The organism is Kitasatospora sp. CB01950 (assembly GCF_001905465.1).
Classification (GTDB): domain Bacteria; phylum Actinomycetota; class Actinomycetes; order Streptomycetales; family Streptomycetaceae; genus Kitasatospora.
The window spans coordinates 589,612-603,414 of sequence record NZ_LISX01000003.1 but is presented as its reverse complement, the minus strand read 5'-3'; the positions used below and the strand labels follow the sequence as shown (position 1 = coordinate 603,414).

Genomic DNA, 13,803 nt, shown 5'->3' with positions numbered 1-13,803 from the left:
GCGGTGGCACGGCTCGCGTCGCTGGTCGGGCGCTGCCGCTCTGGGCGGGGTCGTGGTGGCGGGGTCGTCGCTGTGGTCGGCGCCTCCCGCTTCGGCGGCGACGGTGGACATCCGCACGGTGTGCACGGCCTCGACCACCTCGGGCACGACGATCACCCTGACCGTCGACTGCGCCACCACGGACAACCTGACCGTCCCGGACGGCTTCACCCTGGACGGCGGCGGCCACACGATCACCGCGACCGACCCGTCCCTGGCGAACCCGCTGCTGGGCGCGGTGGTGAGCAACGCCGGCGCGACGATGACCATCAAGAACCTGACCGTGCAGGGCAATTACCTGCCCCGGGCGCCCGGCGACTCCACCACGAACGCGGCGTTCTTCGGCATCAGGTTCCTGTCCGCGTCGGGGTCGCTGTCGAACGTGACGGTCACCGGCATCACCCGGCACCAGACGTACAACTTCGGCCAGGGCATCATCGTGGACGCCACCGCCGGAGGCCCGCAGACCGTGACGGTCACCGACGTCAGGGTGTCGGACTTCCAGAAGAACGGCCTGACCGCCAACGGCGCCGCGACCATGAACGTCACCGGCTCCACGCTGGGCCCGCCGGACGAGACCGTCCCGCTGCCCGCGCCACCGATCACCGGCAACATCGCGCAGAACTCGGTGCAGTACTTCAACTCCAGCGGCAGCTTCACCCACAACTCGGTGGTGACGTACACCGCCAACAACTCGGTGAGCAGTTCCACCGGGATGCTGCTGTTCACCGCGGACAACGTGACCGTCGACCACAACACGTTCACCGGCCCGAACGGCGCGGACATCGGGATCAACGTCACCGGCGGCACCGACATCGTCATCTCGTACAACGACATCGGCCGCTCCCCCGTCCTGCCGCCGCTGCGCGACTTCTGGGGGTACGGCGTGGCGGGCTTCAGCGGCGCCGCATCGACCACCACGTTGATCTGCAACACCTTCTCCGGGTGGAACCAGAACCTGTTCGGGGGCCTGACCCAGCCGCCGTGCATCATCACCCCCCGGCTGAAGGACGGGACGGTCGGCGTCGGCTACTCGGACGTGGTCGAGGCGGTCACCGAGAACCCGAACCCGGAGTTCACCTGGACGGTCGTCGCCGGCGACTTCCCGCCGGGGCTGACGCTGAACCCGGACGGGACGATCACCGGCACCCCGACCACCCCCGGCAGCTACACCTTCACCGTCCAGGTCTCGGACCCGGTCGACGGCACCGCGACCCGCCAGTACACCATCGTCATCTCCGGGCAGGCCCCGGGCGTGTCGCTCACCAAGACGGCGACCGCCACGGACGCCGACGGGCAGCCGATCGACAAGCTCACCGCGGCCGGCGACGTGGTGACCTACAGCTACGACGTGACCAACACCGGCAACGTGCCGCTGGGCGGGCTGGCCGTCGACGAGACCGGGTTCTCCGGCAGCGGAACGCTCGGCCCTATCACCTGCTCCCCCACCGCGCTGGGCGACACCCTTCCGGTGGGAGCGTCCACCCACTGCACCGCGACGTACACGGTCACCGAGGCCGACATCGCCGGCGGCGGGTCGCTGCGGAACACGGCCACCGCCTCCGGCGTGGGCCCCGACGGGGCGAGGGCCACCTCCGACCCGGCGAGCACCTCACTGCCGATCGTCGCAGCCGGCCCCACGCCCACCCCGACGCCGACCCCCGAGCCCACCAAGTCGCCGGGCCACCAGCGCCCCGGCGGCCCGAAGGTCAACACCGGCGGGTCGCCCGCCGACACCGCCGGCGCACCGTCCACGGCGTGGCAGGCCGCCGGCGCGGTGGCGCTGCTGGTGACCGCCGCGGGCCTGACCACCGTCGCGCTGCGCCGCCGGAGCCGCCGCTGAGGCAGCGAACGCGTCCGGTCCGCCGCCCGCCGACCCTCCGGGGCCGGCGGGCGGCGCCGTCCCCACCCCGGAGGAGGAGCAGCGCCCATGACCGCCGAACGCCACGACGACGCCCCCGGCAGCGGCCGGTCGCGACGGGCCGACCGGCTGTTGCCGCTGCTGATCGCGGCGTCGCTGGCCGGCGCCGCGCTGCTGGGCCGCAGCGCCCTCGGCCCCCACCCCGGGCGGGCCGCGCCGGCGGGCGTGGACATGAACGGCAGGCCCGTCCAGCTCGACCCCGGCGCGGGGCCGGCCCCGCAGCAGCGGCAGCAGCAGGACGCGAAGCCGGAGGGCGCGGGCCGGTTCGTCGTCCCGTCGGTCGGGCTGGACGTGCCGCTGGGGACGATGAACGAGGTCGCAGGGTCGGTGGTGCCGCCCGGGTTCGCCTCCGCCTTCCTGATCGTCAACCTCGGCGCCCCGACGTCACCCGCGACGGGCACGGTGTACGTGGCGATGCACTCGCTCCGGTGGGGTGCGGTCGGCCCCGGCAACTACCTGTTCGCCCCGGAGACCGGCACGTCGAAGGTCGCACCGGGCGCGGCCGTCCTCGCAGGGGGCGTCCGCTACGTGGTCGACGGGGCCACCGCCGTCCCGAAGGCCGAGCTGCCGGACGCGGACGCGATCTGGGCCGACGTGCCCGGCCGGCTGGTGGTGCTGACCTGCCTGGAGCGGCCCGACAACTCCCCGGCGGTGGACAACTTCGTCATCGTCGCGCACCTCGACCCGTCCGGCGGGGACCCGCGCTGATCCGGCCCCCGGTGTCCAATGTCCGGTATCCGGTTCGGTGTTGGGGCCGGCGGGTAGGAGCCCCGTGGGCCACGCCCCGGACGGTGCGCCCGACGGGTGCGCGGGGCGAGTGGCCGCCCCGGCGAAATCTGGTGACCTCCCGTGGCCTCCGACGGAACGACCCGCACAGCCCCCGCCCCCTCGACGCCCCGGCCCCCGTGGCGGCGGCCCGGGCTGGACGAGGTGCGGCGGCGGGTGGACGGGGTGCTCGACGCGTTCGTCGACCGCAAGACCGCCGAGGCCCGTCGGGCCGGGCTGCCCGACGACGTGCCGGTCGCCGTGGCGGCCTTCGTCGGGGCGGGCGGCAAGCGGATCCGTCCGCTGCTGTGCGTGCTGGGCTGGCAGGCGGCCGGCGGCACGGGCGCGCGGGGGCTGGACCGGGCGGTGCAGGTGGGGGCGGCGTTGGAGATGTTCCACGCGTTCTGCCTGCTCCACGACGACGTGATGGACGGCTCCGACACCCGGCGCGGGCAGCCGACGGTGCAGCGGGCCCTGGCCGCCCGGTACCGGGCGGGCCGCTCCCGGGAGCTGGCGGACGCCGTCGGCGCCGGCGCCGCGATCCTCGCCGGGGACCTCGCGCTGCTCTGGTCCGACGAGCTCCTCCAGGATCCCGTGCGCGGCCCGGACCCGGCCGCCGCCGCCCGCCTGCGGCCGCTCGTCGGCCTGATGCGCGAGGAGGTCATGTACGGCCAGTTCCTCGACCTGATCGCGACGGGCCTGCCCACCGCCGACACCGGGCCGGCGCTGACCGTGATCCGCTACAAGACCGCCAAGTACACCTGCGAGCGGCCGCTCCAGCTCGGCGCCGCCCTCGCCGGGGCGGACGAGACGTTCCAGCACCGGTTGAGCGCGTTCGCGCTGCCGCTGGGAGAGGCGTTCCAGCTGCGCGACGACCTGCTCGGCGCGTTCGGCCGCCCCGAGCAGACCGGCAAGCCCGCCCTCGACGACCTGCGCGAGGGCAAGCACACCGTCCTCGTCAGCCTCGCCCACCGGTCCGTCACCCCCGCCCGGGCGCCGCTGCTGCACGCCCTGTACGGCAACTCCCGGCTGGACGAGGAGGACGCGGGACGACTGCGGGCACTCCTGCGGGACACCGGCGCGGACCGGGCCGTCGAACGCATGATCACCGAACGGTACGAGCAGGCGGCAGCCGTCCTGGACGGCCTGCCCGTGCCCGCCGAAGTGCGGGAGCAGCTGCGGGTGCTGGCCGACACGGCCGCCTGGCGGACGTCCTGATCGGCGAGTCGGCGGGCGGTGGCCGCGGGCGGTGGCCGGTGCGGGCGGTGGCCGAACACGGTCGGTGGCGGAACGGCGGTCGTTTCGGCGAGGTGATGCTGCGTCAAACTCCTGGTATGGCGAGCTTTCAGGCAAGGAAAGCCATTGGCGACGCCCACGAGCGGCGTGTCGCCCAGGAACTCGAGAACCGCCGGTGGTCCGTGAGCGCGTGGGGCCAGGGGATCATGGGGGAGCCGATCCGGCGGGCGTTGCGTACGACGAACAGTTCCCTCCGGTGGACGCCGGACCTCATTGCCGCGCGGGACGGGCGGATCGTCCTGCTCGACTGCAAGGGCAGCATGACCAGCGCGGCGAGTCGGCGGCACGTCGTGGAGCGGGCGGCGGTCGTGGCTCACCTGCAGCTCGTCGCCTGGACGCAGCTGCCGCTGTACTACGTCTTCGACAACCTCGACCTCCTCGACCCGCACGACGCGCTCGGCCGCGGCCAGGTCGGGCCCGCGTCCCCGGCCGGGTCGGGCACGCCGTACCTCCTGGTGCCGGTGGCCCGCTCGCTCGGCTTCGACGAGGTCTTCGGGATCCCGCAGGAGCCCGCCGCCTCGGCGGCCTGACGCCCTCCGCGGCCGGGGGCCGGCGGCGCGGTGCCGCCCGCCGGCCCCCGGCCGGGCGGGACGCCGCTTTTGAACGCGTTCACTTTTCGCTAGGCTCGCCCCTGCACCATCCAAGGGGAGGGTTTTGATGAAGATCGTGCTGCCCGGGGGCACCGGGAACGTGGGCCGGCTGCTGGAGCGGGAGTGGACCGCCGCCGGGCATCAGGTGGTGGTCCTGAGCAGGCGGCCGGGGCTCGGGGAGGTCCGCTGGGACGGGCGGACGCCCGGCGAGTGGGTCGAGGCGGTCGACGGGTGCGACGTGGTGGTCAATCTCGCTGGGCGGAGCGTCAACTGCCGTTACACCGAGGTGAATCTGCGCTCCATGATGGACTCGCGGGTGCAGTCCACCCGCGTGGTGGGCGAGGCGATCGCGGGGGCCGCCCGGCCGCCGAAGGTCTGGCTCCAGATGAGCACCGCCACCATCTACGCCCACCGCTTCGACGCGGGCAACGACGAGGCCACCGGCCTGATCGGCGGCGGCGAGCCGGGCGTTCCGGGGTACTGGGCCTACAGCGTCGACATCGCCAAGGCCTGGGAGCGGACGCAGCAGGAGGCCGACACGCCGCACACGCGCAAGGTCGCGCTGCGGACCGCGATGGTGATGAGCCCCGGCCGGGGCGGCGCGTTCGACCTCATGTTGCGGCTGGCCCGGCTGGGCCTCGGCGGGCCGGTCGCGGGCGGCGGCCAGTACATGTCGTGGATCCACGGCGACGACCTGGTCCGCTCCCTCGACTTCCTGATCGACCGGGACGACCTCGACGGGCCGGTGAACCTCTCCTCCCCCGACCCCGTCCCGTACCGCGACTTCTTTCGGGCCATCCGGACGGCCCGGGGCATTCCGGTGGGCCTCCCCGCGACCCGCTGGATGGCCGAACTCGGCGCGTTCGCCGTCCGATCGGACACCGAACTGCTCCTCAAGAGCCGCCGCGTCCTCCCCGGCCGCCTGCTGGAGGCCGGCTTCGACTTCCACCACCCGCACTGGCCGGAGGCCGCCGCCGACCTGGTCCGACGCATCCGCAGCGCGTAGCGCCCTTGGACCCACTCCCCCGTCGTCCGGGCTCAGGGCGCGGCGGCGGGTCCGACCGGCTGACGGAGGACGGTGTTCCTGGGCGCGTAGAGCTCTTTCAGGTCCTTCTTGACGTCGTACGGTGCCATGCGCTGCGAGCCTCCGTTCCGTCGGGCGTCGCCCAGCGATGCCCGGTAGCGGTCCAACCAGGCCTGTTCGGCCCGTAGTTGACTGAGCGAGTGGTCGAAGATCGCGCGCACGAACTCGGGCGCGGCCGGACCGGCGGCCTCGGCCCGCGTCACCTCGGCGATCCGTTCGGCGAGTGCCCGGGCGCGCCGTTCGAGGGCGTCGAGCAGCCGGTCGTGGTCGACGGCGGGCCGGTTGGCGAGGCCGACCAGGACGCGCGGGAAGAGCGGGTGGAGTTCGGCGATCGCCTCCTCGGCGGCCGCCGCGCAGGCCCGCCGCCCCTCGGCGGTCGCGCCGAACACCTTGCGCCGTTTGTCGCCCGGGTCGGCGGAGCCCTCGACCTGCTCGATCAGCCCGCGCTCGCGGAGCTTCGTCAGCAGGTAGTAGATCGAGCTGAAGCCGACCTCGGTCCACTCCCGCATGCCGCGCTCGGCGATCACGGCTTCCAGCTGGTACCCGTGCCGGGGCTGCTCCACCAGCAGGCCGAGCAGGGTCAGTTCGGCGGCGGTCAGGCCCGATTCCATGCCGGTATCCTAGCGCTGGAATAGTGGGGCGCGGCTCTCTCCGCAGCAGCGCCCGGCGGGTTTCACAGCCGGAAGGTGTGGCTCTGTCCGGGGCGGAGCAGGGTGCGCTCGCCGCGTACGGCGATGCGGACGGGGTCGACGGGGTCCGGGTCGAGGGCGACGGTGACGTGTCGGCGATCGACGGTGATCCGCAGCGTGCGCCGGCCGCGGTGGCGCAGGTCGAGGGTGATGCTGTGCAGGGCGCCGGGCAGGTGCGGGTCGAGCCGGACGCCGTCGTCGCTCGACTCCAGCCCGGTGTAGCAGCGTTGCAGCAGGTCGACGGCGCCGGCCATCGCGCCGAGGTGGATGCCCTCGCGGGTGGTGCCGCCCTGCGAGTCGTGCAGGTCGGCGGTGAGGGCGTCGCGGAAGTGCCGCCAGGAGGCGTGGGGGTCGCAGCGGCCGAGGACCCAGGCGTGGACGACGGAGCTGAGGGTGGAGCCGTGGACGGTGCGGTCGAGGTAGTAGTCGACGGTGCGGCGCATCAGTTCGTCCCCGGCGGGGTGGCCGAGCCGGCGCAGCAGCTCGTGGACCTCGCGGGCGGGGAACAGGTACCAGAGCATCAGGACGTCGGCCTGCTTGGAGGCCCGGTACCGGTTGACGGTGTCGCCCTCGGCTTCCAGGATTCGGTCGAGTCGGCGCAGGTCGGGGTAGCGCCGGCGGTAGGTGTCCCAGTCGAGTTCGGCGAGCCGCCGGTAGCCGTCGAACTGGCTGATCACGCCGTCGTGGAAGGGCACGTGCAGGTGGTGGCCGATGTCCTGCCAGTGGTCGGTCTCCGCGGTGTCGAGGGCGAGCCGTTCGGTGAGTTCGTCGCGTCGGCGGGCGGGGAGGGCGTGCAGGGCGTCGCGGGCGCGGGCGAGGACCCAGGAGGCGAGGACGTTGGTGTAGGCGTTGTCGTCGAGTCCGGGGGCGTCGGCCCAGGGGTAGGCGTCGTGGTACTCGTCCGGTCCGAGGACGCCGCGGATCGACCAGTGGCCGCGGGCGGGGTCGTGGGTGGCGGCGGAGGCCCAGTAGCGGGCGATCTCCAGCAGGGTTTCGGCACCGGCTTCGGCGAGGAAGTCGTGGTCGCCGGTGGCCCGGTAGTACTCCCAGATGTTGTAGGCGACGGCGGAGCCGATGTGGCGTTGCAGGTGGGTGTGGTCGGGCAGCCAGTGGCCGGAGCGCGGGTTGAGGTGTACCTGGGGCGACTGTTCGCGGCCGTCGGCGGCGCTCTGCCACGGGTAGGCGGCGCCACGGCGGCCTTCGGCGCGGGCGGCGCGGCGGGCGGCGTCGAGGCGGCGGTGGCGGTAGCGCAGGGCGGCGCGGGCGAGTTCGGGGAATCGCAGGTCGAGCACGCGCAGGACGAACAGTTCGTCCCAGAAGACGTGGCCGCGGTAGGCCTCGCCGTGCAGGCCGCGGGCGGGGACGCCGACGTCGAGGTCGGCGGAGTGTTCGGACCAGGACTGCAGCAGGTGGAACAGGTCGAGGTGCAGCGGGCCGGGGTCGGGGAAGTCGGCGTCGATCCGGCAGCGTCGCCACAACTGCTCCCAGCGCCGGGCGTGTTCGGCCAGCAGCCGGTCGAAGGCCGGTGCTTCGGCGGCGAGTCGGCGGGCGGCGTCGAGCGGGTCGCCGGTGGCGGGGTCGTGCGAGGTGTGGACGGCGACGACCTTGTCGACGGTGACGGGCAGTCCGGGGGCGACGTCGAAAGCCAGCGTCTGCGCGACCTGTCCGGGGCGGGCCTCGCCGTGGAGTGCGACGCAGCCGGGCCGCACCCGGTGTCGGGCGGCGAGTGCGATGCGCCGGCCCGCGCCGGTGGCCACCTCCAGCCACAACTCACCTTCGGGGCAAGCCTCTTGGCGCAGCGTGGTGAGGTGGTGGCTGTCGAGTCCGGCGTAGCGGGGGACGCCCGCGTTGGTGACGGCGCCGTCGAGGGCGGAGCGGACGTCGAGCCGGCCGGACCAGTTCTCGGCGGTGAGTTCGGTCTCCAGTGCGGCGAGGTGCGGCCGGGCCTGGCTGGCGAGGCGGCGCTGGACGAGTCGGGTGCGCCGTCCGGCGGCGTCGACGCAGACCGCCCGGCGGGTCAACACGCCCCGGCGCAGGTCGAGTTCGAGTTCCTGCTCGGCGGGCGGGCCGGCGAACCACTCGCCGTCGGCGGGGCGGAAGGTGACGGGCAGCCAGTTGGGGCAGTTCACCAGGTCCTCGTGGGTGAAGACCCGTCCGCCGATGACGGAGTCGGCGCGGTCGTAGCAGCCCGCCAGGTAGGTGCCGGGGTAGTGCTCGCCGCCCGCGACGGCTTCGGGCGCGGCGCCGCGGGTGACCAGGTAGCCGTTGCCGACGGCGCACAGGGCTTCGCGCAGGCCTTCCTCTGCGGGCGCGTACCCGGTGTAGCGGAGTGTCCACGGATCGGGCATCGGGCAGCCGGTCCCGGTCGGGTCGGGTTCCACGGCTCACCTCCGTTCGCGCGCCGGGGCCCCTTCCTCAGTGTGCCCACCGATCGGGTGGCGGGCAGCCCCGTGGCCGGGGGCGGCCGGTGCGGTGAAGCTGGTAGGTGGGGGCACCGGCGATGGGAGTGAGGGCGATGAAGGCGTTGACCTACCACGGACCCGGCCGCCGCACCTGGGGCGACGTCCCCGATCCGGCGGTCCGGGACCCGGAGGACGCGGTGGTCCGGGTGGACGCCGTGACGATCTGCGGCACGGACCTGCACATTCTCAAGGGCGACGTGCCGGAGGTCGCCGAGGGCCGGATCCTGGGCCACGAGGCGGTCGGCACGGTCGTCGAGGCGGGCAGCGCGGTGCGTACCGTCGCGGTGGGCGACCGGGTGCTGGTGTCGTGCGTGTCGGCCTGCGGGCGCTGCGCCTACTGCCGGGCGGGCGTGTACGGGCAGTGCCTGGGCGGCGGCGGCTGGATCCTCGGCCACCTGGTCGACGGCACCCAGGCCGAGCTGGTGCGGACCCCGTTCGCGGACAACTCGCTGCACAGGCTGCCGGACGCGGTGAGCGACGAGACGGCGCTGATGTTCGCCGACATCCTGCCGACGGCGTACGAGGTGGGAATCCGCAACGGCCGGGTGGGGCCCGGCGACACGGTGGTGATCGTCGGCGCGGGCCCGGTCGGGCTGGCGGCGGTGGCCACGGCCCGGCTGTACACGCCGCGCCGGATCGTCGTGGTCGACCTCGCGGAGAGCCGGCTGGCGGCGGCGAAGGCGGCGGGCGCGGACGAAACGGTGCGGGCCGGCGACGGCGCGGAGGACGCGGTGCGGGCGCTGAGCCCGGACGGGCTGGGGGTCGACGTGGCGATCGAGGCGGTCGGCATCCCGGACACCTTCGAGCTGTGCACCCGCCTGGTGCGCGCGGGCGGCCGGGTCGCGAACGTCGGCGTGCACGGCAGCCCCGCCGTGCTGCACCTGGAAGACCTGTGGATCCGGAACGTCACCGTCACCACGGGCCTGGTCGACACCGGCACCACGCCGCTGCTGCTGGGCCTGCTGGCGGCCGGCAAGCTGTCCGTGGACGGGCTGGTCACGCACCGTTTCGGGCTGGACGAGATGCCGGAGGCGTACGACATCTTCGCCGACTCCGCGGGCAGCGGGGCGCTGAAGGTCGCGCTGTTCCGGACCTGAGAGCCACCGGCGGAGCGTGGGCGGACCTTGGGCGGAGCGTGGGCGGACCTTGCTCGGATCGCCGGCGGAGCGTGGGCGGACCGTCAGCGGACGAGGACGCGTTCGCCGGAGCGCGGCACGACGGCCGTCCAGCCGAGTTCCCGGTCGATCCGGTCGCGCAGGGCCTGGGCGCCGTCCGGTTCGCCGTGCACCAGGTAGGTGGCGGACGGCGCGGGGGCGGGGCGCAGCCAGTCGACGATCTCGGCGGCGTCCGCGTGCGCGGAGAACGCGGGGACGTTGACGACCTCGGCGCGGACGGGCACGTAGCCGCCGTACATCTTCAGCACCCGAGCGCCGTCGACCAGGTCGCGGGCGCGGGTGCCGGCGGCGGCGTAGCCGACCACGATCACGGTGTTGCGGGGGTCGGGCAGCAGCCGGTGCAGGTGGTGCACGACGCGTCCGCCGGTGGCCATGCCGGAGGCGGACACCAGGATCGACGGCACGCTGCTGTGCTCCAGTTCGAGCGACTCGGGGAGGGAGCGGACGGCCCGGAACGGTTCGGGGCTGATCGCGGCCTCCCCCCGGGCGAGGACGTCGGGGCGCAGTTCGGGGGCGTGTTCGGCGAAGGCGTCGCGGTAGATCCGCAGGGTGGCGAGCGCCATCGGGCTGTCCACGTACACGGGGGCGCCGGCGGGCAGGCGGCCGGCGCGACGGAGTTCGGCGAGCTGGTGCAGCACCACTTCGGTGCGGTCGACGGCGAAGGACGGGATCACGACGGTGCCGCCGCGGGCCAGCGTGCGGTGCAGGGCCTGGGCGAAGTGCTCGCGGGCGGCGGTCTCCTCGTGGGTGCGGTTGCCGTAGGTGGACTCCATCAGCAGCACGTCGGCGCCGGTGAACGGATCGGGCGGGTTGAGCAGGGGGTGGACGGGCCGGCCGAGGTCGCCGCTGGCGGCGAGGGTGTGGCCGTCCTCAAGGGTGAGGTGCGCCCAGGACGACCCGAGGATGTGTCCGGCGGGGTGCAGGCGCAGCACCGTCCGGTCGGCGATCTCGATCTCGGAGCGCGGCCGGACGGGGTCGAACAGGCGCAGGGTGCGTTCGACGTCCTCCGCGGTGTACAGCGGCAGGGCGGGGCGGTGCTTGGACCAGCCGTGGCGGTTGGCGTGGTCGGCGTCCTCCTGGAGCAGGTGGGCGCTGTCGCGCAGGATCAGCTCGGCGATCCGGGCGGTGTACGGGGTGCTGAAGATCGGCCCGCGGAAGCCGTCGGCGACCAGGCGCGGCAGATACCCGCAGTGGTCCAGGTGGGCGTGGGTGAGCACCACGCAGTGCACGTCGGCGGGGTCGAGCGGCAGCGGCCGCCGGTTGCGGCGCCGCAGTTCGGCCAGGCCCTGGAACAGACCGCAGTCGATCATGATCCGGGCGTGGTCCGTCTCCACCATGAACTTGCTGCCGGTGACGGTGCCGACCCCGCCGAGAAAGGTGAGCAGCCCCGGCCGGGGTGTCGGGGCGGGCTGGTTCTCCATGGCGACCTCCGGGATTCCGCTCCCAGCATCCACCGCCCCACCCCCACCCGCACCGGCCGGCCGGGCCGGCGACACGCCCGCCGGGCGGGTGGCGCACCGGCGCAGCGGTCGGTGGTCACGGCGATGGCGGGCCTGGGCTCGCACTGCCGACATCCGGCATCCCACCGGCTACGACACACCGCGGTGGCCGAGCGGCGCGCCCGGCACTCCCGCCTGCACCGGCCGGCCGGCTGGGCCGACCACACGTCCCGACCCGCTTGTCGGTGCCAGTCCAGCAGGTGGGCCGCTCCCGCTGGGCCGGGGCTCGGCCTGTTGTTGGTCGGCATCCCCGCAGGTACGCCATGGCCTTCCGCCCCAGGACACCGTGCGGCGGTGATCAGGCCCGCCCTCACCGCCACCGGAGGCCCGTGGCCTCGCGCGCACGTCGCGGTCAGCTGGGCTGGCGGCGTGTCCACTGGGGCTCGAACTGCTGCCACTCGGCGTCCCAGCCTGCGTAGCGGCGGCGGTCGAGCAGGATCGACACGCCCCGCCACGCCAGAATGCTGAGCAGCGGCACGGCGGTGGCGGTGAGCAGGGCGGCCGTCAGGGCGACGGCGGCGGCCTCGCCCGCGCCGGCGGGTTGCGGGACGACCTGGCCGTTGTCGTCGAGCCAGATCCGTACGGGGGTGCCGGCGGGTTGGCCGGCGGTGACGACGGCGCTGGCGCGGTGGTCGGCGCCGTCGGTGTTCCAGGCGACGGCGGCGCGGGTGGTGGTGACGCCGACGGCGACGGGGACGTCGGCGAGGAGCCGGGCCGTCTGCGGGTGCCGGGTGGCGGTCTCTTCCCGGCCGGCCCGGGCCTGGTCCTGGTGGACGGCGAGGCCGACGGCGAGCGCGGCGGGGACTCCGCCGATCGCGACCACGAGCAGCAGTCGCGCCGCCCACCACTGCAGGCGGTCGCTGCTCCGCCGCAGGGGGTTCTTCCGTTGCCGCGGGTGCACCTGCATGCCGCCCGCCTCCTCACCGCTCGACCGGGCCTCTCTCCACCCCCAGCCTGTCCCGGACGGCAGCGCCGCGACATGGTCCGGACGGCCCTGTCCGCCCGACGATCGGCCCGGTTCGCCGGGTCCGGTCGTCCTCGCCGGGTCCGGTCGTCCTCACCGGGTCCGGTCGTCCTCACCGGGTCCGGTCGTCCTCACCGGGTCCGGTCGTCCTCACCGGGTCCGGTCGTCCTCACCGGGTCCGGTCGTCCTGGCGGCGCGGTCGGAGGACGCTGAAGGAGGGGCTGGAAGGACGGGGCGAGCGATGGGTGCGACGGGATCGTCGGGTGTGCGGGACGGCGCGTGGGTGGTGGCCCGCCCAGGGCCGGTGGGCGGCGGGGACGGGCCGCTGGAGTGGGAGCGGCGGCCGCGGCCCGTCCCCGGCGCGAAGGACGTGCTGGTCGAGGTGGAGGCGTGCGGGGTGTGCCGCACCGACCTGCACCTCGCCGAAGGGGATCTGCCGCCGAGGGTGCCGCGGTGCACGCCCGGCCATGAGGTGGTGGGCCGGGTGACGGCGGTCGGCCCTGGCGTCACGGAGTTCGCGGTCGGCGACCGGGCCGGGGTGGCCTGGCTGGCGGGGGTCTGCGGGCACTGCCGGTACTGCCTCGGCGGGCGGGAGAACCTGTGCCCGGCCTCGACGTACACCGGCTGGGACCGGCCCGGCGGCTACGCCGGGTTCGTCACCGCCGACGCCCGCTTCGCCTACCCGCTGCCGGACGGGCCGCCCGCCGAGGAGCTCGCGCCGCTGTTGTGCGCGGGCATCATCGGCCATCGGGCGCTGGCCCGGGCGGATCTTCCTCCGGGCGGCCTGCTCGGCCTCTACGGTTTCGGCGCGTCCGCCCACCTGACCGCGCAGATGGCGCTGGCCCGGGGAGCGCGGCTGGCCGTGTTCACCCGGGGCGCGGCGGCCCGGGACCTGGCGCGGGAGCTCGGCGCGGGCTTCGCGGGCGACTCCTTCGACCCGCCGCCGGAGCCGCTGGACGCCGCGATCCTGTTCGCCCCGGCCGGCGAGCTGGTCCCCGTCGCCCTCGCCGCCCTGGACCGGGGCGGCACCCTCGCCGTCGCCGGGATCCACCTCACCGACGTCCCCGCCCTCGACTACCGGCGCCATCTGTTCCAGGAACGCACCCTGCGCAGCGTCACCGCCAACACCCGGGCGGACGGCCGCGACTTCCTCGCCGCCGCCGCCCGCGTCCGCCCGTCGGTCCACCTCAACCGCTACCCGCTGCGCGACGCCCCCACCGCCCTCGCCGACCTCGCGGCGGACCGGGTGACGGGCGTCGCAGTGCTGCTCGCGGACTGACCCGCCTCCTTCCGATCATCCGATCGTCGGGTTCGGGCCG

The 13,803-nt window shown here is 74.7% G+C and carries 11 protein-coding genes; 7 read left to right on the top strand and 4 right to left on the bottom strand.

Annotation, left to right across the window (positions count from 1 at the left end; translation table 11 throughout):
- Window positions 1-103 precede the first annotated feature (103 nt).
- From AMK19_RS11135 to AMK19_RS11115, 5 genes are all read left to right on the top strand, one after another.
- Window positions 104-1,882 carry a DUF7507 domain-containing protein gene (locus AMK19_RS11135; RefSeq protein WP_143200148.1) on the top strand — a complete coding sequence of 593 codons (1,779 nt, stop codon included), beginning with the start codon at window positions 104-106 and terminating at the stop codon, window positions 1,880-1,882.
- 87 nt (window positions 1,883-1,969) lie between these two features.
- Window positions 1,970-2,668: a class F sortase gene (locus AMK19_RS35160; RefSeq protein ID WP_198953289.1), complete on the top strand. Its 699-nt coding sequence runs from the start codon at window positions 1,970-1,972 to the stop codon at window positions 2,666-2,668.
- Window positions 2,669-2,809: 141 nt separating this feature from the next.
- Window positions 2,810-3,943 carry a polyprenyl synthetase family protein gene (locus AMK19_RS11125; RefSeq protein WP_083646654.1) on the top strand — a complete coding sequence of 378 codons (1,134 nt, stop codon included), beginning with the start codon at window positions 2,810-2,812 and terminating at the stop codon, window positions 3,941-3,943.
- Between the two features lie 224 nt (window positions 3,944-4,167).
- On the top strand, window positions 4,168-4,551 hold the full coding sequence (locus tag AMK19_RS35155; protein ID WP_241844338.1) for a hypothetical protein: 384 nt from the start codon (window positions 4,168-4,170) through the stop codon (window positions 4,549-4,551).
- Between the two features lie 127 nt (window positions 4,552-4,678).
- Window positions 4,679-5,617, top strand: coding sequence for a TIGR01777 family oxidoreductase (locus tag AMK19_RS11115; RefSeq protein WP_073810548.1), 939 nt, complete (start codon window positions 4,679-4,681; stop codon window positions 5,615-5,617).
- Between the two features lie 32 nt (window positions 5,618-5,649).
- On the opposite strand, the gene AMK19_RS11110 is transcribed toward AMK19_RS11115, so the two are convergent.
- On the bottom strand, window positions 5,650-6,306 hold the full coding sequence (locus AMK19_RS11110) for a PadR family transcriptional regulator (protein ID WP_073810546.1): 657 nt from the start codon (window positions 6,304-6,306) through the stop codon (window positions 5,650-5,652).
- 62 nt (window positions 6,307-6,368) lie between these two features.
- The gene (locus AMK19_RS11105; protein WP_241844337.1) at window positions 6,369-8,765 is read right to left on the bottom strand and encodes a glycoside hydrolase family 65 protein; all 2,397 of its coding nucleotides are present in this window, start codon (window positions 8,763-8,765) and stop codon (window positions 6,369-6,371) included.
- 134 nt (window positions 8,766-8,899) lie between these two features.
- Here AMK19_RS11105 and AMK19_RS11100 point away from each other — a divergent pair, with 134 nt between their 5' ends.
- Window positions 8,900-9,943, top strand: coding sequence for an alcohol dehydrogenase catalytic domain-containing protein (locus AMK19_RS11100; protein ID WP_073810544.1), 1,044 nt, complete (start codon window positions 8,900-8,902; stop codon window positions 9,941-9,943).
- An 83-nt stretch (window positions 9,944-10,026) separates the two neighbouring features.
- Here the strand turns inward: AMK19_RS11100 and AMK19_RS11095 are convergent, their stop codons facing one another.
- Window positions 10,027-11,442, bottom strand: coding sequence for an MBL fold metallo-hydrolase RNA specificity domain-containing protein (locus AMK19_RS11095; protein WP_073810542.1), 1,416 nt, complete (start codon window positions 11,440-11,442; stop codon window positions 10,027-10,029).
- 430 nt (window positions 11,443-11,872) lie between these two features.
- Window positions 11,873-12,427 carry an Rv1733c family protein gene (locus tag AMK19_RS11090; protein ID WP_073810540.1) on the bottom strand — a complete coding sequence of 185 codons (555 nt, stop codon included), beginning with the start codon at window positions 12,425-12,427 and terminating at the stop codon, window positions 11,873-11,875.
- Between the two features lie 298 nt (window positions 12,428-12,725).
- Between AMK19_RS11090 and AMK19_RS11085 the strand changes: the two genes are divergently transcribed.
- Complete coding sequence (locus AMK19_RS11085; protein ID WP_073810538.1) at window positions 12,726-13,763, top strand: zinc-dependent alcohol dehydrogenase family protein; 1,038 nt, start codon at window positions 12,726-12,728, stop codon at window positions 13,761-13,763.
- Window positions 13,764-13,803 lie beyond the last annotated feature (40 nt).

Coding starts and splice junctions, on each gene's coding strand:
- AMK19_RS35155 (WP_241844338.1), top strand. CDS start 4,168: ATGGGGGAGCCGATCCGGCGGGCGTTGCGTACGACGAACAGTTCCCTC.
- AMK19_RS11100 (WP_073810544.1), top strand. CDS start 8,900: ATGAAGGCGTTGACCTACCACGGACCCGGCCGCCGCACCTGGGGCGAC.
- AMK19_RS11115 (WP_073810548.1), top strand. CDS start 4,679: ATGAAGATCGTGCTGCCCGGGGGCACCGGGAACGTGGGCCGGCTGCTG.
- AMK19_RS11110 (WP_073810546.1), bottom strand. CDS start 6,306: ATGGAATCGGGCCTGACCGCCGCCGAACTGACCCTGCTCGGCCTGCTG.
- AMK19_RS11095 (WP_073810542.1), bottom strand. CDS start 11,442: ATGGAGAACCAGCCCGCCCCGACACCCCGGCCGGGGCTGCTCACCTTT.
- AMK19_RS35160 (WP_198953289.1), top strand. CDS start 1,970: ATGACCGCCGAACGCCACGACGACGCCCCCGGCAGCGGCCGGTCGCGA.
- AMK19_RS11085 (WP_073810538.1), top strand. CDS start 12,726: ATGGGTGCGACGGGATCGTCGGGTGTGCGGGACGGCGCGTGGGTGGTG.
- AMK19_RS11090 (WP_073810540.1), bottom strand. CDS start 12,427: ATGCAGGTGCACCCGCGGCAACGGAAGAACCCCCTGCGGCGGAGCAGC.